Annotated in this window: 16 protein-coding genes; 11 read left to right on the forward strand and 5 right to left on the reverse strand. The window is 64.5% G+C overall.

Features of this window, described 5'->3' with window-relative positions:
• Positions 1–2 precede the first annotated feature (2 nt).
• The 5 genes from MLB1_RS04690 (at position 3) to MLB1_RS04710 (ending at position 4288) form a co-directional block, all read left to right on the forward strand.
• Entirely contained in the window at positions 3–905 is a 903-nt protein-coding gene (locus MLB1_RS04690) for a sulfurtransferase (protein WP_180748521.1), read from the forward strand.
• The gene (locus MLB1_RS04695; protein WP_180748522.1) at positions 902–1312 is read left to right on the forward strand and encodes a SufE family protein; all 411 of its coding nucleotides are present in this window, start codon (positions 902–904) and stop codon (positions 1310–1312) included. Before MLB1_RS04690 ends, MLB1_RS04695 begins: the two co-directional genes overlap by 4 nt.
• 122 nt (positions 1313–1434) lie before the next feature.
• Complete coding sequence (locus tag MLB1_RS04700; protein ID WP_180748523.1) at positions 1435–3231, forward strand: acetyl/propionyl/methylcrotonyl-CoA carboxylase subunit alpha; 1797 nt, start codon at positions 1435–1437, stop codon at positions 3229–3231.
• 83 nt (positions 3232–3314) lie between these two features.
• On the forward strand, positions 3315–3641 hold the full coding sequence (locus tag MLB1_RS04705) for a hypothetical protein (RefSeq protein WP_180748524.1): 327 nt from the start codon (positions 3315–3317) through the stop codon (positions 3639–3641).
• A 56-nt stretch (positions 3642–3697) separates the two neighbouring features.
• The gene (locus MLB1_RS04710; protein WP_180748525.1) at positions 3698–4288 is read left to right on the forward strand and encodes an NAD(P)H-dependent oxidoreductase; all 591 of its coding nucleotides are present in this window, start codon (positions 3698–3700) and stop codon (positions 4286–4288) included.
• Here the strand turns inward: MLB1_RS04710 and lat are convergent.
• Both lat and MLB1_RS04720 read right to left on the reverse strand, forming a co-directional pair.
• Entirely contained in the window at positions 4276–5574 is a 1299-nt protein-coding gene (gene lat, locus MLB1_RS04715; protein WP_358146000.1) for an L-lysine 6-transaminase, read from the reverse strand. The genes MLB1_RS04710 and lat overlap by 13 nt on opposite strands.
• 124 nt (positions 5575–5698) lie before the next feature.
• The gene (locus MLB1_RS04720) at positions 5699–6166 is read right to left on the reverse strand and encodes an Lrp/AsnC family transcriptional regulator (RefSeq protein ID WP_180748526.1); all 468 of its coding nucleotides are present in this window, start codon (positions 6164–6166) and stop codon (positions 5699–5701) included.
• A gap of 78 nt (positions 6167–6244) precedes the next feature.
• Here MLB1_RS04720 and MLB1_RS04725 point away from each other — a divergent pair, with 78 nt between their 5' ends.
• Complete coding sequence (locus MLB1_RS04725) at positions 6245–7552, forward strand: VOC family protein (protein WP_180748527.1); 1308 nt, start codon at positions 6245–6247, stop codon at positions 7550–7552.
• On the forward strand, positions 7549–9144 hold the full coding sequence (locus MLB1_RS04730; protein ID WP_180748528.1) for an aldehyde dehydrogenase family protein: 1596 nt from the start codon (positions 7549–7551) through the stop codon (positions 9142–9144). Before MLB1_RS04725 ends, MLB1_RS04730 begins: the two co-directional genes overlap by 4 nt.
• A gap of 20 nt (positions 9145–9164) precedes the next feature.
• Here MLB1_RS04730 and MLB1_RS04735 read toward each other — a convergent pair whose 3' ends face one another.
• Entirely contained in the window at positions 9165–10556 is a 1392-nt protein-coding gene (locus MLB1_RS04735; protein WP_180749693.1) for an SDR family NAD(P)-dependent oxidoreductase, read from the reverse strand.
• A 175-nt stretch (positions 10557–10731) separates the two neighbouring features.
• On the opposite strand from MLB1_RS04735, the gene MLB1_RS04740 reads away from it, so the two are divergent.
• From MLB1_RS04740 to MLB1_RS04755, 4 genes are read left to right on the forward strand one after another with little or no spacing between them, the layout of a single operon-like run.
• The gene (locus tag MLB1_RS04740; protein ID WP_180748529.1) at positions 10732–11412 is read left to right on the forward strand and encodes a TetR/AcrR family transcriptional regulator; all 681 of its coding nucleotides are present in this window, start codon (positions 10732–10734) and stop codon (positions 11410–11412) included.
• Between the two features lie 29 nt (positions 11413–11441).
• Positions 11442–15971, forward strand: a complete 4530-nt coding sequence (locus MLB1_RS04745) for an ATP-dependent helicase (protein WP_180748530.1) — start codon at positions 11442–11444, stop codon at positions 15969–15971.
• 28 nt (positions 15972–15999) lie between these two features.
• Positions 16000–16389, forward strand: coding sequence for a VOC family protein (locus tag MLB1_RS04750; protein WP_371750557.1), 390 nt, complete (start codon positions 16000–16002; stop codon positions 16387–16389).
• A complete protein-coding gene (locus tag MLB1_RS04755; RefSeq protein ID WP_180748532.1) occupies positions 16386–16988 on the forward strand; it encodes a pyridoxamine 5'-phosphate oxidase family protein in 603 nt (200 codons plus the stop codon). The genes MLB1_RS04750 and MLB1_RS04755 overlap by 4 nt, the downstream gene beginning before the upstream one ends.
• Positions 16989–17023: 35 nt before the next feature.
• Here the strand turns inward: MLB1_RS04755 and MLB1_RS04760 are convergent, their stop codons facing one another.
• Both MLB1_RS04760 and MLB1_RS04765 read right to left on the reverse strand, forming a co-directional pair.
• Positions 17024–17986 (reverse strand): MerR family transcriptional regulator, encoded by a 963-nt coding sequence (locus MLB1_RS04760; RefSeq protein ID WP_180748533.1) that lies wholly within the window; start codon positions 17984–17986, stop codon positions 17024–17026.
• A gap of 59 nt (positions 17987–18045) precedes the next feature.
• Positions 18046–18945, reverse strand: coding sequence for an SDR family NAD(P)-dependent oxidoreductase (locus MLB1_RS04765; protein ID WP_180748534.1), 900 nt, complete (start codon positions 18943–18945; stop codon positions 18046–18048).
• Positions 18946–19124 lie beyond the last annotated feature (179 nt).

Genomic DNA, 19124 nt, shown 5'->3' on the forward strand with positions numbered 1-19124 from the left:
CCGTGACCCTTCCGGCCGACCCCAGCCCCGAATTCGCCGCCTACGCCCACCCCGAACGCCTTGTCTCGCCGGACTGGCTTTCTGGGCACCTTGGCACACCCGGACTGTCCATCGTGGAGTCCGACGAGGATGTCCTGCTCTACGACATCGGGCACGTACCCGGCGCGGTGAAGATCGACTGGCACGTCGACCTGAACGATGGCACGGTCCGGGACTACATCAATGGCGAGCAGTTCGCGGAACTAATGAACCGCAAGGGAATCCGTCGCGAGGACACCGTCGTCATCTACGGCGACAAGTCCAACTGGTGGGCCGCCTACGCGCTCTGGGTTTTCACCCTGTTCGGTCACCCCGATGTGCGGCTCCTCGACGGCGGACGGGATCTGTGGATCTCCGAGGGCCGCGACACCACACTCGACGTCCCGGCCAAGTACATCGAGGGTTATCCCGTGGTGGACCGCAATGACGCCCCGATCCGCGCATACGCGGACGACGTGCTGGGGCACCTGGGACACGGCCCGCTGATCGACGTGCGCTCCCCCGCTGAATACACCGGCGAACGCACCCACATGCCCGACTACCCGGAAGAAGGCGCCCTGCGCGGCGGGCACATCCCCACCGCCGTCTCCATCCCGTGGGCCAAGGCCGCCGCAGACGACAGCAGGTTCCGTCGGCGCCCCGAACTCGACGCCATTTATGGCGACGTGATCGCCGAAGATGGCGACATCGTCGCTTACTGCCGGATCGGTGAGCGCTCCAGCCACACCTGGTTCGTCCTGACGTACCTGCTGGGTGTCGAGGGTGTCCGCAACTACGACGGGTCCTGGACCGAATGGGGCAACCGGGTCCGCACACCGATCGTCAAGGGCGACAAGCCCGGCGCGATTCCTCCGCTAAAACAGTGACCCTTCCCGCCGAACTCGCCGAGATCGTCGCCGACTTCAAGGCCGTCGACGGGCAGGACAAGCTGCGGCTGCTCTTGGAGTTCTCGGGCGAATTACCTGACCTACCATCGCATTTGGAGCAGGCAGCGATGGAGCCGGTGCCGGAGTGCCAGTCACCTCTGTTTCTGGACGTCGATTCCACCGACCGCTCCGGCGTCCGGTTGTATTTCAGCGCACCCGCCGAGGCTCCCACCACGCGTGGATTCGCCTCGATCCTGCATCAGGGGCTCGACGGGCAGTCCGCCGACGCGATCCTGGCGGTACCCGACGACTTCTATGCAGATCTTGGCCTGGCCGAGCTGATCAGCCCGCTGCGACTGCGGGGGATGTCGGCGATGTTGGCCCGGATCAAGCGGCGATTGGCCTAAACCTACTCACGAGTAGGCAAAAGACACGCCCGGCGCACCCCAACCCTGATGTGTGCTTCGCGCCACGGATGCATAAACTCATTGCCGAGAAACTTAAGAAAGCGCTAAAACCAGGAGGCTCCGTGCCCAATCACGCCAGCTCGAAGATCAGCAAGGTACTCGTCGCCAACCGCGGCGAGATTGCGGTTCGGGTGATCCGCGCGGCCAAAGACGCCGGACTGGGCAGCGTCGCGATCTACGCAGAACCCGATGCCGACGCCCCCCACGTACACCTGGCCGACGAAGCGTTCGGTATCGGCGGTAACACCGCCGCCGAGTCCTACCTGGACTTCGGAAAGGTCTTGGACGCGGCCGAGAAGTCCGGTGCTAACGCCATCCACCCCGGTTATGGCTTCTTGTCCGAGAACGCCGACTTCGCCCAGGCCGTCATCGACGCCGGGCTGATCTGGATCGGGCCCAGCCCCCAGTCCATCCGTGACCTCGGCGACAAGGTCACCGCGCGCCATATCGCCGCCAAGGCCCAGGCCCCGCTGGTGCCGGGCACCCCCGACCCGGTGAAGAACGCGGACGAGATCATTGCCTTCGCCAAGGAGCACGGTCTGCCGATCGCCATCAAGGCGGCATTCGGTGGCGGCGGCCGCGGCATGAAGGTCGCGCGGACCATGGAAGAGATCCCCGAGCTGTTCGAGTCGGCCACCCGTGAGGCCGTCGCCGCGTTCGGTCGCGGCGAGTGCTTCGTGGAGCGCTACCTGGACAAGCCGCGCCACGTCGAAGCGCAGGTCATCGCCGACCAGCACGGCAATGTCGTGGTCGCAGGCACCCGCGACTGCTCACTACAGCGCCGCTTCCAGAAGCTGGTCGAGGAGGCTCCGGCACCTTTCCTCACCGACGCCCAGCGCAAGGAGATCCACGAGTCCGCCAAGCGGATCTGCAAGGAGGCCGGCTACTACGGTGCCGGCACCGTCGAGTACCTGGTGGGCCAGGACGGCCTGATCTCGTTCCTCGAGGTCAACACCCGCCTGCAGGTGGAACACCCGGTCACCGAGGAGACCGCCGGCATCGACCTCGTGCTGGAGCAGTTCAAGATCGCCAACGGCGAGGCGCTGGAGTTCACCGAGGACCCGACACCGCGCGGCCACTCCATCGAGTTCCGCATCAACGGCGAGGACGCCGGCCGCAACTTCCTGCCGGCCCCCGGCCCCGTCAAGGTCTATGACACCCCGTCGGGCCCCGGTGTCCGGCTGGACTCGGGTGTGCGTGCGGGATCGGTCATCGGCGGCCAGTTCGACTCGATGCTGGCCAAGCTGATCGTCACCGGTCGCGACCGCAACGAGGCCCTGGCCCGCTCGCGCCGCGCGCTGGCCGAGTTCAACGTCGAGGGCCTTGCCACCGTCATCCCGTTCCACCGCGCGGTGGTCTCGGATCCGGCCTTCATCGGTGACGATGACGGCTTCACCGTGCACACCCGCTGGATCGAGACCGAGTGGGACAACACCGTCGAGCCGTTCACCGCTGAGGGCGTCGCCGAGGACGAGGAAGAGGCGCTGCCTCGCCAGAAGCTGGTCGTCGAGGTCGGCGGCCGTCGCCTTGAGGTGTCGCTGCCCGGTGATATCTCGCTGGGCGGGGGCGGTGGCGCCGCGAACGGTGTCGTGCGCAAGAAGCCCAAGCCGCGCAAGCGTGGCGGCCACGGCGGCAACGCCGCGACCGGCGACTCGGTCACCGCACCGATGCAGGGCACCGTCGTCAAGGTCGCCGTCGAGGAGGGCCAGGAGGTCGAGGCCGGCGAGCTGATCGTGGTGCTGGAGGCCATGAAGATGGAGAACCCCGTCACCGCGCACAAGGCCGGCACGATCACCGGGCTGAGCGTCGAGGCAGGTGCCGCCATCACCCAGGGCACCGTCATCGCGGAAATCAAGTAGGACTTTGTCGCCGAGCGTGAAGCTATGGCGGGATTCTCACCGAATTGCCGCCATGGTTTCACGCTCGACGCATTTCTAGAGCCATGGAACCCATCGAGATCAACGCGGGCGCGTGGTACTTGCGCGCCCTGCGCGCCGACGAACGAATGGACGACCGTTCGGCACTGACATCGCTGGGTGTCGACGACGCCGATTACGTCGCCGCACGTGCCGCAGATTGGGACTCCGATCGCCTGTACAGCTGGGCGGTCTGCGAACCCACCACCGCCGAGATGGTGGCCGAGGTGCGACTCGACCCCGTCACCCGGACCGTCGAATCACGGGCACGTCCCGACTATCCCGGCTCGCGAGACGCCGAGCAGGAAGCCGTGATGGCGGTGCGCCGCTTCGCCGACGCCATACTCGGCTGACCACGACGCGTGACGGAACGAAACCTCTTGACCTCGAGTGCACTTTAGGTACAACGATGGGGCACGTGAACACCCCACTGCGCCTCGCCGTGATCTGCGCCAGCACGCGTGAAGGTCGCTTCGGCCCCACCGTGGCGAATTGGATCGCGTCGAACGCCCGCAGCCACTCGGCATTCGACGTCGGCTACATCGATCTCGCGGAGTACCCTCTGCCCCTTCATCTTTCCAGGAATCCAGCCGCTGACGACGCCGCCCAGCTGGCCAAGGTGACGGCGCGATTGCGGATCGCCGACGCATTCCTCGTGGTCACTCCGGAGTACAACCACAGCTTCCCCGCTCCGCTGAAGAACTTGATCGACTGGCATCACAGTGAGTGGCAGGCCAAGCCGGTCGGATTCACGTCGTATGGCGGGATGTCGGGAGGATTGCGCGCCATCGAGCAGCTACGCCTGGTGTTCGCCGAACTCCACGCCGTGACCACCCGGGATGTGGTGAGTTTCCACGGCGTATGGAGCCAGTTCGATGATGCCGGTCAGCTCACCGACAGCCGTGACGCGGAGACCGCGGCCAAGACGATGCTCGACGAGCTGGCGTGGTGGGCCGGCGCGCTACGGACGGCACGCGAGCACTCGCCCTATGGCTGGTAAGACAAAATTCGCGATACCGCCGCGACCGCCGCGTCGATCTCCGCAGCACTGACGATCAGCGGCGGGCGGAACCGCACGCTGTTCTTGCCGCTGGGCAGCAGGATTACGCGTTCCTCTGACCACAGGCGCTGCACCAGGCGATCGCGCTCCTCGGTAGTCGGCAGGCTGAACGCACACATCAACCCACGGCCGCGTACGTCGGCAACCTCGCCGTGTCGCAGCGCGAGGGTCTGCAGGCGGTCGAGCAGGTACTCGCCCATCCGTGTCGCGTTATCGAAAAGCCGCTCTGCCGCAATCACTTCCAGAATGCGGCGGGAGCGCACCATATCGACCAGATTGCCACCCCAGGTGGAATTGATACGCGAGCTGACGGCGAAGACATTGTCGGCCACCTCATCGACGCGGCCACCGGCCATGACTCCACAGACCTGCGTCTTCTTGCCGAAGGCCACGATGTCGGGTGTCACACCCAGCTGCTGGAAAGCCCAGGCCGTTCCGGTGAGTCCGCACCCGGTCTGCACCTCGTCGAAGATGAACAAGGCGTCGTTCTCGTGGCATAACGCACGCATGGCGTGGAAGAACTCGGGACGGAAGTGGTGATCGCCGCCCTCGCCCTGGATCGGCTCGGCGATGAAACATGCGATATCGTGCGGGTTTTCGGCGAAAGCACGACGCGCCTGCGCCAGTGCGGCGGCCTCCAGCTCGTCGATATCGGCATCCGGGCGCAGGTACGGAGCGTCGATACGCGGCCAGTCGAACTTGGGGAACCGCGCCACCTTGTTGGGATCGGTGTTCGTCAGCGACATCGTGTATCCGCTGCGGCCGTGGAATGCCTCGCGCAGGTGTAACACCTGGGTACCCAATGCTGGATCGATCCCATGGGCCTCGTTCCAGCGGCTCTTCCAGTCGAACGCAACCTTCAGCGCGTTCTCCACGGCCAGCGCGCCGCCGTCGACGAAGAACAGGTGTGGAAGCGCCGGGTCACCGAGCACACGCGCAAAAGTGTCGACGAACCGAGCCATCTCGACGGTGTAGATATCGGAATTGCTCGGCTTGTTGATGGCGGCCCGGGTAAGTTCGGCGCGGAATTCGCTGTCATTGGCGAGCATCGGGTGATTCATACCCAGCGCCGACGAAGCAAAGAACGTGAACATGTCGAGATATGTGGTCCCGTCACGCGCATCCACCAGGTGTGCCCCACGGGAACGCTCGAGGTCGAGAACGAGGTCCATCCCGTCGGCCAGAATGCTGCGACCGAGCACCTCGTGCACCCGATCCGGTGTCACCGAATCCGCCCGGAGGGCGGCGCGAGTGCCGTCATCATCGGTCGTGGAACCAGAGAACATCAGTGCGGTCATGCACCCACACTAACGAAGTATTTACGAGTTTTCTACATCAGAACAAGAATTTTTACGGTACTAGCTGGCGACCGTCGTAAAAAGTTTGTAAGATGATGGTGCTTCGCGTACGAACGTTGGCTGTGGTGCGGATCAGCTGCAGCAGCTCTTCGAGCGCACGCGGCGAGGGCACCCGCACCAAGAGGACATAGCTCTCCTCGCCCGCCACCGAGTAGCACGACTCGATGGCGGCGATGTGCTCAAGTCGTGCCGGAGCATCATCGGGTTGAGAAGGATCGAGAGGGGTGATGGCCACGAACGCCGATAGAAGCTGGCCCACCGACTCGGGGTTGACCCGTGCGGCGTATCCGGTCAACACACTGCGAGACTCCAGCCGCCGGACCCGGGTCTGCACCGCCGAGATCGACAGGCCGGCCTTGGCCGCCAGATGCGCGAGCGTCGCCCGGCCATCGCGAGCCAACTCGCGCACCAGAATTCGATCGACATCATCGAGCGGACGCTCGGGTACCTCCTGGGTCACCGGGGCAGAGTACCGCGACCAGGGACATCAGGGAACGGACTTGCGCAGGCCAATCACCTCAACTCTGGGACGAGCTCGATGACCGCGCTGATCCCGTGCTGGGAACTGCGGGCGCATTTCGCGGTGGCACTGTCGCGGATGTACGGCGCGGAAGTTCCCGCGTACAACACCCTGGTCGATGTGAGCACCGCAGTGAACCAGACTTACGCCACAACGCATCCGGACGCCGAACGGCTCGGATCGGTACAGCGCGTCACCGCCGAACGCCACGGCGCGATCCGAGTGGGCGGCCCACGGGAACTCGCCGCCGTTGCCGATCTATTCGAAGCGTTCGGGATGTATCCCGTCGACTTTTACGACCTGCGCGACGCCGCCTCCCCGGTGCCCGTGGTCTCGACCGCGTTCCGGCCGATCGACGAAGAAGAGTTGGCACTCAATCCGTTCCGCGTGTTCACCTCGATGCTGGCGACCGCCGATCGCAGGTTCTTCGACGCGGACCTGCGCACGCGCGTGCAGAACTTCGTCACGCAGCGAGAGCTGTTCGACCCGGCACTACTGGCACACGCGCGACTCATCAGCAGCGCGGGCGGAGCCACCCCGGCGCAGGCCGCGGACTTCATCAGCGCTGCGGTCAAGGCCTTCGCGCTGTCGACCGCACCCATCGACCGTGCTTGGTACGACGAGCTTTCCGCGGTCTCCCCCGTCGCGGCCGATATCGCCGGCGTGAGCGGCACGCATATCAATCACCTGACACCGCGCGTGCTCGATATCGACGATCTGTACCACCGGATGACGGCACGCGGTATCGCCATGATCGACGCGATCCAGGGACCACCTCGGTGGCGTGGACCCGACGTTCTGCTGCGGCAGACCTCATTCCGGGCACTGGCCGAGCCGCGACGATTCCGCATGCGCGACGGTTCCGTGGTCGGAGACACGCTGCGGGTCCGGTTTGGCGAGGTCGAGGCCAGAGGCATAGCCCTTACCCCCGCGGGCCGCACCCGCTACGACGACGCCATGGCCGCCATCGATACCACCGAGACAACTCCCGGACAGGCAGCGTCGATATGGTCCGACCACTTCCCTGACACCGAAACCGGATTGGCCGAGCAAGGGCTCGCCTACTTCCGCACCAGTACCGGTTCCGGAGGCGAGATCGTGCGCAGCCCCATCGTGTACGAAGACTTCCTGCCCCGGTCTGCCGCAGGGATCTTCCGGTCCAATCTCGATGGCGACGGATCGTACGGTGAGGGCACTGACTCTTCGACCGCCGACTACTCGATGGAATGGATGTCCGGTGCAATCGGCAGGGACATTCACGATCCGTATGCGCTATACGCCGCGATCGCTGCACAATCTGAACTCACGATAGGAGCCGACCGATGACCACCACAGTGCCAACAACCGAGGCCTCGACACCACCCCAGGTACTGCCCTCGGCCGACGAGCTGCGCGCACGCGCCCGGAACGCGCTGCGCTGGATCGGCGCTGATATAGAACTCAGTACGGAGGCGACGGCCGGTGACGGCGTCGCTGTCCGCACCCCCATCACCGGCGACACCCTCTTCACCCTCATGGCAAGCTCGAAGGATGACGTCGAGGAAGCCATTGCGGAAGCCGCACAAGCATTTTCACACTGGCGCACGACACCCGCGCCCGTGCGGGGCGCACTGGTGGCCCGCCTCGGTGAGCTATTGACCGAGCACAAGAAGGATCTCGCCGAACTGGTCACCATCGAGGCCGGAAAGATCGTCTCCGAGGCCCTCGGCGAGGTGCAGGAAATGATCGATATCTGCCAGTTCGCGGTCGGGTTGTCTCGACAGCTGTACGGCAAGACGATGGCATCGGAACGCCCGGGGCACCGCCTTATGGAGTCCTGGCACCCGCTGGGCGTCGTCGGTGTCATCTCGGCGTTCAACTTCCCGGTTGCCGTGTGGTCATGGAATACCGCGATCGCGCTGGTCTGCGGTGACACCGTGGTGTGGAAGCCTTCGGAGCTCACACCGCTGACTGCTGTTGCCTGCCAGGCACTTCTGGACCGTGCGGCCGCCGATGTAGGAGCACCCCCGGAGGTCAGCCGATTGATCCAGGGCGGCCGCGAGATTGGCGAACAACTCGTCGATGACCCGCGTATCGCGCTGGTGAGCGCCACCGGGTCGGTGCGCATGGGCCAGCAGGTGGGCCCGCGCGTCGCCGCCCGGTTCGGCCGGTCGCTGCTCGAGCTGGGTGGCAACAACGCGGCGATCGTCACCCCCTCGGCAGATCTGGATCTGGCGGTACGCGGCATCGTATTCTCCGCCGCAGGCACCGCGGGCCAGCGCTGTACCACCCTGCGGCGGTTGATCGTTCATCACTCGATCGCCGATACGCTGGTCGAGCGCATCGTGAGCGCCTACGGCCAGCTCACGGTCGGGGATCCGTTCGGCCAAGGCACCTTGGTGGGTCCGCTGATCAACGAGAAGTCCTATCGCGATATGCAGGACGCACTGGACGCGGCCCGTGCGCACGGCGGAACGGTCACCGGCGGCGAACGCCGGGAAGTCGGTGAGGGCTCCTCGGGTGGCTCCTGCAGTAATTCCTACTACGTCACCCCCGCCGTCGTCCGGATGCCAGAACAAGGAGAGGTCGTCCATCGGGAAACCTTCGCGCCGATCCTGTACGTGCTCACCTATGACACCCTCGACGAGGCTATCGCCTTGAACAATGCGGTCCCCCAGGGCCTTTCCTCGGCGATTTTCACTCTCGACGTGCGCGAGGCGGAGCGCTTTATGGCCGCCGACGGATCGGATTGTGGGATCGCGAACGTCAACATCGGCACCTCAGGGGCCGAAATCGGCGGGGCATTCGGCGGCGAGAAGGAGACAGGTGGCGGCCGCGAGTCCGGCTCGGACTCGTGGAAGGCGTACATGCGCCGTGCCACGAACACCGTCAACTACTCCACGGAACTGCCCTTAGCCCAAGGCGTTCACTTCGGCTAATCGGACGGGCTGATCAGCACCTACCAGGGGTGCGGCTGGAAGTCCTTCAGGAAACAGCCGTACAGATCGACGCCGCGCTCACCCTGAACTATTGGGTCATAGACCCGGGCAGCACCGTCCACGAGATCAAGCGGTGCCCGGAATCCCTCCTCCGCCAACCGCATCTTGCTGCTGTGCGGACGCTCATCGGTGATCCAGCCGGTATCGACCGCGGTTACCAAGATGCCCTCGGAAAACAGTTCACCCGCGCTGGTTCTGGTCAGCATGTTCAGCGCGGCCTTGGCCATATTGGTATGTGGATGCCCAGGCCCCTTGTAGCCGCGCGAGAAGTTGCCCTCCATCGCGGATACGTTCACCACGTACTTGCGGCGAGCGGTTGAGGCACGCAATGCGGGCCGAAGCCGAGACAGCAGAATGAATGGCGCAACGCTGTTGCACAGTTGCACCTCAAGCAGTTCCAGTGGATCAATCTGATCGACCGTCTGTACCCAACTGTTGGTATCGACGAGATCGGGCAGCAGTCCACCGGCGTCGACGGCCGTCCCATCGACAATCCGGTCCGGTGCCGCAGAGCCTGCGGTCAATGCCAACGACACCAGCGAGTGCGCGGCGGCCTCAGATCCTTCACCGAGCGCCAAGGTGTGCGGATGCAATTCACTGGAATCGCCCATCGTCGTAATCGGAAGACGCGCTGCAGCGCCACTGAGCGGAGCCTGTTCGGCATCAACCAAGGACATGTAGGAGCCGGGGCTCCGACGAACCGTCTGAGCGGCATTGTTGATCAGAATGTCCAACGGTCCCTGTGCGGCGATTTCATCAGCGAAGCGCGCAACCTGCGCAGGGTCGCGCAGGTCGATCCCGACAATGCTCAGCCGGTCGAGCCAGCCGTCAGCATCCGGCAGCTGCGCGAACCTGCGGGCCGCATCCCGCGGGAAACGGGTGGTAATGGTGAGACTCGCCCCGTCTCGCAACAACATCAAGGCGATATACATCCCGATCTTGGCGCGGCCACCGGTCAATACGGCCCGGCGGCCGGTCAGGTCAGCATGCTGCTCGCGCCGGGATCTATTGGCGGGCGCGCAATCCGGACACAGTTGGTGATGGAAAGCATCGATCTCGGTGTATCTGACCTTGCAGATATAGCAATGCTGCGGGCGCCGCAGCGTCCCCATGGCGTCACCGGCGCGCAGCGGCAGCCCGGCCGTCTCGTCATCGATCCGGTCGGCCGAACCGGTGGCGGTCGCACCGATCACCGCGCGGTCGGCATCCAACTCCGCCTGGCGGGCCTGACGCCGGCGCTGTCTTTTGACGATCTTGAAGAGTTTTGCGACTCCGCGTTGCACAGCAATTGAATCGGGATGCTCCGGCGCAAGCTCGGCGGCCTGATCCAGGACACGCCCAAAGATGGCCATATCCGCGGGGTCGATGTGCTTAGCCACCGACGCAGTGTAGTTAGGCGATAACGACTTCTCGTAATGGCAGATCTGATGAAGCCCACCTGAGTCAAAACCAGTTAATTGACGGGTTAATCGATCGAGCTAACCGATCCCACCAAGAGCAACAGCACTGCCTAGTAAAATCGGCTAAATGACAGACGACTCCGATGCAGTCCGCCCAAGCGGCTCATCGCCTCGTCGTCGGCTCAGTCCCGAAGATCGGCGCGCCGAGCTCCTAGATTTTGGTACCCAGTTGTTCGGCGAACGGCACTACGACGACGTCCGCATGGATGAGGTAGCCGAACAGGCCGGCGTCTCACGGGCGCTGCTGTACCGCTACTTTCCCGACAAACGCGCGTTCTACACCGCGGTTATGCAGGCCGAGTACGACAGGCTCTACGACGCCACCATCTCACTGGACATGGACCCAACGCTCTCGGGTTTCGAGCGCCTCCGGCGCACTCTCTTGGTGTATCTGCACTATCAGGAGGAGCATCCGTATGCGCCGGTGACCGTCTTCCGCATGATCGATTCGGCCGATCCCACCGTCGCGGCCATCGAGCAGCAGGAATACGACAAGCAGACCGATCGCATCATGGCCGTTGTCGAACATGTCGCGGGCGATCAGCTGACCCCGGATCTTGTCACTATCTTGCGGGTGGTCATCCGGGCATGGCTGACGTTCAACCAGGAACTGGCTCGCCAACGTGCCATCAACCCGGATCTCGACGTCGACTGGCTCGCCGATACCTCCGCGCACGCCATGATCGATGCCGTGCGGCGGGTGCCGAACATCCCACAGACAGTGGTAGATCTCATGGGCGCTGATTAGTTGTCGGGCCTTGTTGGCACGATGACCTGATGAGCAGGGAGTCCAGCCCACTCGCCCGGTTCTCGGCGCCCACCCGGGAATGGTTCACCGAATCATTCCCGGGTCCTACTCAGGCGCAGTCCGGCGCATGGCAGTCCATCGCCAACGGTGACAACACACTCGTTGTCGCCCCCACCGGGTCGGGTAAGACCCTCGCGGCGTTTCTGTGGGCCATCGACACCCTGGTCGGCGCCGAGCCCGACCGCCGGGGGACCCGGGTCCTGTACGTCTCACCACTCAAAGCACTTGCCGTCGACGTCGAGCGGAATTTGCGCGCCCCTCTGGCCGGGATTGCCCGGACCGCCACACGGATGGGCCTGCTCGAGCCCTCGATCACCATCGGTGTGCGCTCGGGCGACACCCCCGCACAGCGCCGCCGCGCATTGATCTCATCTCCCCCGGACATCCTCATCACCACCCCCGAGTCGCTGTTCCTCATGCTCACCTCCGCCGCGCGCGAAACCCTCGATACGGTGCGGACTGTCATCGTCGACGAGGTTCACGCGGTAGCCGGTACGAAACGCGGTGCGCACCTCGCGCTCTCCCTCGAGCGACTGGACAGTCGACTTTCCCAACCGGCACAACGGATTGGCCTATCGGCGACGGTGAAACCAGCGGGCGAGGTCGCCCGCTTTCTCTCCGGTCGCGCCCCAGCCACCGTCGTATCACCCGCCAGTCCCAAGACGTTCGACCTGTCGGTCGTGGTGCCGGTTCCGGATATGAGTGCCCCGGACACCTATCCGGATCCAGAGGCCGCCAATGCAGGTACCAACACCATCTGGCCGCATGTCGAACAACGCATTGTCGACCTCATCGAGGCGCACCGATCGAGCATCGTCTTCGCCAATTCGCGCCGCCTCGCCGAGCGGCTCACCGCACGGTTCAACGAGATTCATGCCGAACGCCTCGGGGTGGACCTCACCCCGATACCCAATCCCGGAGTGCCCGGAGGGCCACCGGCACACATCATGGGCAGCGGGCAGACCTTTGGTGCCGCCCCTTTGCTGGCGCGCGCTCATCACGGCTCGGTGAGCAAGGAACAGCGCGCGGCCATCGAAGATGATCTGAAGACCGGACGTCTCAAATGCGTGGTGGCCACCAGCAGCCTGGAACTCGGAATCGACATGGGTGCCCTGGATCTGGTGGTCCAGGTGGAGGCGCCGCCATCGGTCGCCAGCGGACTGCAACGAATCGGCCGGGCAGGCCACCAAGTGGGTGAGGTATCCAGGGGCGTTCTCTTCCCGAAGCACCGGACCGATCTCCTGGGCTGTGCGGTCACGGTGCGGCGCATGCTCGATGGCGATATCGAGACTCTGCGGGTGCCCGCCAACCCGCTCGATATTCTCGCGCAACACACGGTGGCTGCCTGTGCATTGGATCCGTTGGACGTCGAGACGTGGTTCGACGTGGTCAGGCGCAGCGCCCCCTTCAGCTCCTTGCCGCGCAGTGCGTTTGACGCGGTCCTCGACCTGCTCAGTGGCAAGTATCCGTCCACCGACTTCGCCGAGCTGCGTCCACGTGTCGTGTACGACAGAGACGAAGGGACACTCACCGGACGGCCCGGAGCGCAACGGCTCGCGGTGACGTCCGGTGGCGCCATTCCCGACCGCGGTCTGTTCACGGTGTACATGTATGCCGGTGCGGAGGGCGAGAAGCCCTCACGGGTAGGCGAGCTCGACGAGGAGATGGTGTACGAGTCGCGGCCCGGCGACGTGATCTCGCTGGGTGCCACCAGCTGGCGGATCACCGAGATCACCCATGAACGGGTCATCGTGGTCCCGGCCTTCGGTCAACCCGGCAGGTTGCCCTTCTGGCGTGGCGACGCGGTGGGTCGGCCCGCCGAGCTGGGTATTGCGCTGGGACATCTCACAGGAGAACTGGCCGCAGCAGGTGACGCCGAGTTCGAGAAGCGTTGTTCTGCTATCGGATTCGACGACTTCGCGATGGGCAACCTGCGCACGCTGCTGAGCGACCAGCTGCAGTCGACCGGTGCTGTCCCCACCGACACCACGCTGATCGTCGAGAGATTCCGCGATGAGCTCGGCGACTGGCGCATCGTCTTGCATTCCCCCTACGGGCTGCGGGTCAACGGACCGCTGGCCCTCGCGGTCTCCGACCGGCTCCAGCAGCGCTACGGTATCGGCGAATCACCCACCGCCACCGATGACGGCATCGTCGTGCGCCTTCCCGATACCGATGACAACCCGCCCGGGGCAAGTCTTTTCGTCTTCGATGCCGCGGAGATCGAGGCGATCGTCACCCGGGAGGTCGGCGGATCGGCGCTGTTCGCCGCACGGTTTCGTGAATGCGCGGCTCGCGCCTTGCTGCTTCCCCGTCGAAATCCCGGCCGGCGGTCGCCGCTGTGGCAGCAGCGCCAGCGGGCAGCGCAGCTGCTGGATGTGGCGCGCAATCACCCCGACTTCCCCATAATCCTGGAGGCGTTACGCGAATGCCTGCAGGACGTGTACGACATCGGAACCCTGGTGCGGTTGATGTCCGGTATCGAGCAACGCCGAATCCGGATCGTAGAGGTGCAGACCGACACACCCTCCCCATTCGCGGCCGCTCAATTGTTCAGCTACGTCGGCGGATTCATGTACGACGAGGATCGGCCACTGGCGGAGCGGCGTGCCGCGGCACTCTCGTTGGACACGGGCCTGCTCGCGGAGCTCATGGGACGCGTGGAACTGCGAGAGCTGCTAGACCCGGCGGTCATCGACGCGACCGAGCGACAGCTCCAGCATCTCGCCGACGACCGGAAGGCGCGCGACGCCGAGGCCCTCGCCGATCTGTTCCGGCTCCTTGGCCCCCTGGCCGCAGCTGAGGTCAACGCACGCTGCGACGGCGCCGGAACCGACTGGCTGCGTGAACTTGTCACCGCGCGGCGAGTGGTCGAGAGCCGATACGGGGGGCATTCCTGGTGGGCCGCCGTCGAGGATGTGGCGCGGTTGCGCGACGCGCTCGGTGTTCCGGTACCTCCAGGTGTCCCCGCAGCCTTCACCGACGCGACCGCGGATCCGCTCGGTGAGCTGCTGGGCCGATTCGCCAGGACGCACGGTCCGTTCACCACCGGGCAGGCCGCCGAACGCTTCGGCATCGGAGTCCGTGTTGCCGCAGATGTGCTGGATCGTCTGGCCACCCGCGGCCAGCTGGTACGTGGTGAATTCACCGGCCAATTCAACTCACGCGCCACCGATTCCGAGCAGTGGTGTGATGCGGAGGTGCTGCGGGTCCTGCGCCGTCGATCGCTCGCCGCATTGCGCGCGCAGGTGGAGCCGGTCAGCACCGCCGCGTTCGCGCGGTTCCTACCCGACTGGCAGTATCTCGATGCCAGTTTGCGCGGGACCGACGGCGTCGCCACCGTCATCGATCAACTCGCCGGGGTACCGATTCCCGCATCCGCATGGGAGCCGCTGATACTGGCGCGCCGAGTGCGCGACTACTCCCCCCGGATGCTCGACGAGCTGCTGGCCTCCGGGGAAGCCGTGTGGTCGGGACATGGCTCGATCACCGCACAGGATGGGTGGATCGCGTTGCACCCGAGTGGGGTTGCGCCGGCCACTCTCGCCGCTACGGACCCCGTTGTTCTCGACATGGCGCATCGAGCGATCCTGGACGGTCTCGCCGATGGCGGCGGATACTTCTTCCGCCAGTTCGGCGCGGAGGCATCGCGGGCAGCGTTGTGGGATCTGGTGTGGGCGGGGCTGGTAACGGGAGACACCTTCGCACCGGTCCGGGCGCTACTGGGTACCAGCACCAAGTCGAGGACCGCGCACCGTAATCGCCGAGCGCCGAGACTGCGCGCCTACACCCCCATCCCCACCGCACTGCCGGTCGATCCCGCTGTCGCAGGCAGGTGGTCGCTGCTCCCGGAAAGGCTCGCCGACGGCACCGAACGATCGCATATGCAGGCCGAACTTCTACTCGGCAGGTATGGCGTCGTGACCAAGGGCAGTGTCGTCGCCGAAGGAGTCGCGGGTGGGTTCGCCTGGTTGTACAAGGTGTTGTCGACGTTCGAGGACAATGGGCGTTGCCGCCGAGGCTATTTCATCGAATCGCTCGGAGGTGCGCAGTTCGCGTCTCCCGCGACCGTCGACAGGCTGCGTGAGTATCTCGACGCCGTCGACAACGCCCGCAAACCGTATCGGGCAGCAGTATTGGCAGCGACCGATCCGGCCAATCCGTATGGCGCCGCATTGGTGTGGCCGCGGACGGTATCCGACTCCGGTCATCGGCCGGGACGGAAGGCGGGGGCGCTCACAGCGCTTGTTGACGGAGATCTGGTTCTCTACATCGAACGTGGCGGCAAGTCGCTACTCAGTTTCGTGACCGACCCCACGATGCTGCATGCGGCGGCATTGGGCACGATGGAGTTAGTCCGCGAGGGTGGACTCGATGGTCTGGTGATCGAAAGAGTAGATGGCAGATCGGTCTTCGACATTGGGCACTCACCCGTGATCGAGGCGTTGATCGAGGCCGGCTTCGCACGGACGCCACGAGGATTGAGGTTGCGCCGATGAGCGCTTGCACGAAGAGGAAACGGTACAAGTGAAGGTGACGCGGTTCGACCACATCGTGATCAACTGCAGCGACGTGGACACAACCGCGGCCTGGTATCAGCGCGTCCTCGGTATGTCTCGAGAAACGTTTGGGCCTGCGGCGCGTACAGCCTTGGTGTTCGGCAGGCAGAAGATCAACCTGCGGCCCGTAACGGCGACCCAGGACGAATGGTTCACCGGCCTGGCCGCCGCAGCGGGGTCCGATGACCTCTGTTTCGTGACCGATGCGTCGCCCTCGGAGGTCGTGGACCATCTCATCGCCTGCGGCATCGAGATCATCGAGGGACCGGTCACCAAGGTCGGTGCACTGGGCGAGATGACATCGCACTACTGCCGCGACCCTGATGGGAATCTCGTCGAGATCGCGGTATACCCATGACCAACAACCACTACCACCATCTCGCCTTCGGCCCGGATGCGATCGAGCGCCAACGCACCAACGGCAGCTACGTGGCCTATGGCACGCACCTGGAACGCCCCGACGACGGCCCCGACGACCTGGGACCACGGGAGCTGCGGATGATCGCCGAGGCTACGCAGTTCTGCCTGGGCACCGTGACGCAGACGGGCTGGCCGTATCTCCAATACCGCAGCGGCCCTCCCGGATTCGTTCGGCATCTCGGCGGCAACACCTTGAGGTTCATCGACCTTCCCGGCAACAACCAGTTCGTGACACTCGGAAACCTCGCCGCCGATGACCGGTTGGCGATGTTCTTTGTCGACTACCCGCGCAAGCAGCGCCTCAAGGTGTTCGGCCGTGGCAGTGTGCATGACGGCGAACGCCGCGAGATCGAAGTGGCGGTGGAGGCATTCGACTGGAATTGCTCCCGCAGCATCATCCCCCGCTACGACCAGCAGTACATCTCAGAGCTCGGCAAGGCATATCAGGAACGGGCCGCGGCCAAGGAGGCCGAGCTCACCGCCGAAATCGAGAGGCTTAGAGCTCGAGTCGCCGAGCTAGAACAGAACAGCACCTAGCCCCATGACAGAGCTCCGCCCATCGGGCACGCGCGTCAGGGCCCGGATTCCGGGAGATCCGGCGTCTCCAGCAGCGCCGCGAGATATCCGCTCAAAACCGATCTGATCGAATCATCGATCGCTGTAGCCATACTCGTGCCAACTGCTTCTGTGGCGAGAGTCCGAAACCGGGTAAGGGTGTACGAAAGGCCGCTGAAATCGGCTTCGCCGGTCGCCAGAGTCTTGATATCAATCCGTGCTAAGTAGTGGTCCGCACCCGCCCGGACCAGAATCTCACTAACCTGTTGCAGCAATTCAGAGATTCGGGCATGCACATCCAGAATCTCCGGCATGTCGATTCCAAGCCCGCGTGCCTCGTTGAACGCATTAATCAGCTTGGGCCGTAACAGATTAACGCTCGAATCTTCGATCTGAACCAGGCCCAGGCGAGCCATCTCATCGAGATTGACCGCCCCTCCGGCAAATTCGACCGCCACCGAGCGGGGCACGGTTTCCGGTCTCTCGACGGCCCATTGCCCACCCACCAGTGCGGATTCAACGCCCAGAATGTCGGCAATGTTGCCGCCGCGCTCCCAGGCGTCGATCATCTCTTTGACGTGTGCGATCTTGTAACCGCGATCCAGCATCGAAACGATAAGTCGCAGGCGGGCCAGGTGGCTATCGTCGTAGATCGCGGATCGCCCGTCACGGCGGGGCGCATGCAGCAGTCCCCGTTCACGGTAAAGCCGCACGTTCCTGGTGGTGGTGCCGGCGAGACGAGCGAGATCGGCGATGTGGAATTTCTCTGTCGCCGATTCCGATGCCGACGGCCGCGCCTGCGAATCGAGCAGCTGCGAAACGATCGAATCAACGGCATCGCGGGACAGATTCCGGACGCGGCGCTGCGCCTTGCGAACGTTCACCAACACCGCAGAGATCGTGTCGGCCCGTTGCCGGGAGCTGGATCCCATCGGCTGGTTGCCAGTCGTCACCGCACTGCGGTCCGATATCGAGGCCACATCACACCTCAAACACTAATCGGTTCCATGGATGGCCAGGCATGACACCGCGCCGACGGCTAGTCCCCGGTCGTCGCATCGGCGAGGTCGCCACGAGCTCCGCTCTCCGCCGGGAGGAGCCGCTGAACCAATCCCAGCGCCCGCATCCACTGAACGGGGAGGTAGCGCTTGAGATACCACCCCAGGACGGCATCGGGCTGCGGCATCACATAGAGCTTGCCGCGGTCGTGGGCATCAAGGGTAAGCCGAGCCACTCGCTCGGGCGCAAAGCCGAACCATCCCATCAATTTCTGGCCGAACTGCAGGGTGGACACCGGGATTCGACCATCGGCGATCACATTGGTCTTGACCAGCGTCGGACACAGCACGGTGACGGTGACGTCGGTGCCGACAAACTCAGCCGCCATCGTCTCCGATAACGACATGACTCCCGCCTTGGAGACGTTGTACGCGGCCATCTGCGGAGCCGCGGCAAATCCGGCGGCCGATGCAACGTTGATGATTCCGCCACGGCCCGCATCGCGCAGGTTCCTGCCGAACAGTTCGCAGCCGTGTATGACACCGCCGAGGTTGATATCGAGTGTCCACTTCCAGTCATCGAGCCCGATATCGCCGACTGATCGACCGCCAATACCAACACCCGCGTTGTTGACGATCAGAGTGGGTGGACCATTGAAAATCAGCTCGGTATGCAGGGCAAGGTTTTCCATATCGGCACGCTTCCCGACGTCGCACTGTACGGAGTGGGCACGGCGGCCGTAGGTCTGTTCGATGGTTTGGACCGTTTGCTCCGCACGATCTTTGTCAATGTCGGCACAAACGACATCGCCACCGCGCGCGGCCAACTCCAGGGCGAATGCACGACCGATACCGCTGCCCGCGCCGGTGACAACGGCTTGCGCCCCGTACGAATTGCCCTGTGCGCGTCTGACACCGCGCAGCGTGCTCAATCCGAACATCCGACTGACCTGCCTTTCGTTATGTGATGCGGCGTGGTCGAAAACCACTGATTTGAAACGTGTTACGCGGAAAACCGCCTACAAGTCGGAGGATGCTCGCGCCTAGCGACGGCGGCATCGGCAAGAGGCCCTCGGCCGCCCTGTCGAACACCAGCATGGCCGCAAATATGCCACTAGTC

Source organism: Mycobacteroides sp. LB1 (assembly GCF_013449725.1).
GTDB lineage: Bacteria > Actinomycetota > Actinomycetes > Mycobacteriales > Mycobacteriaceae > Mycobacterium.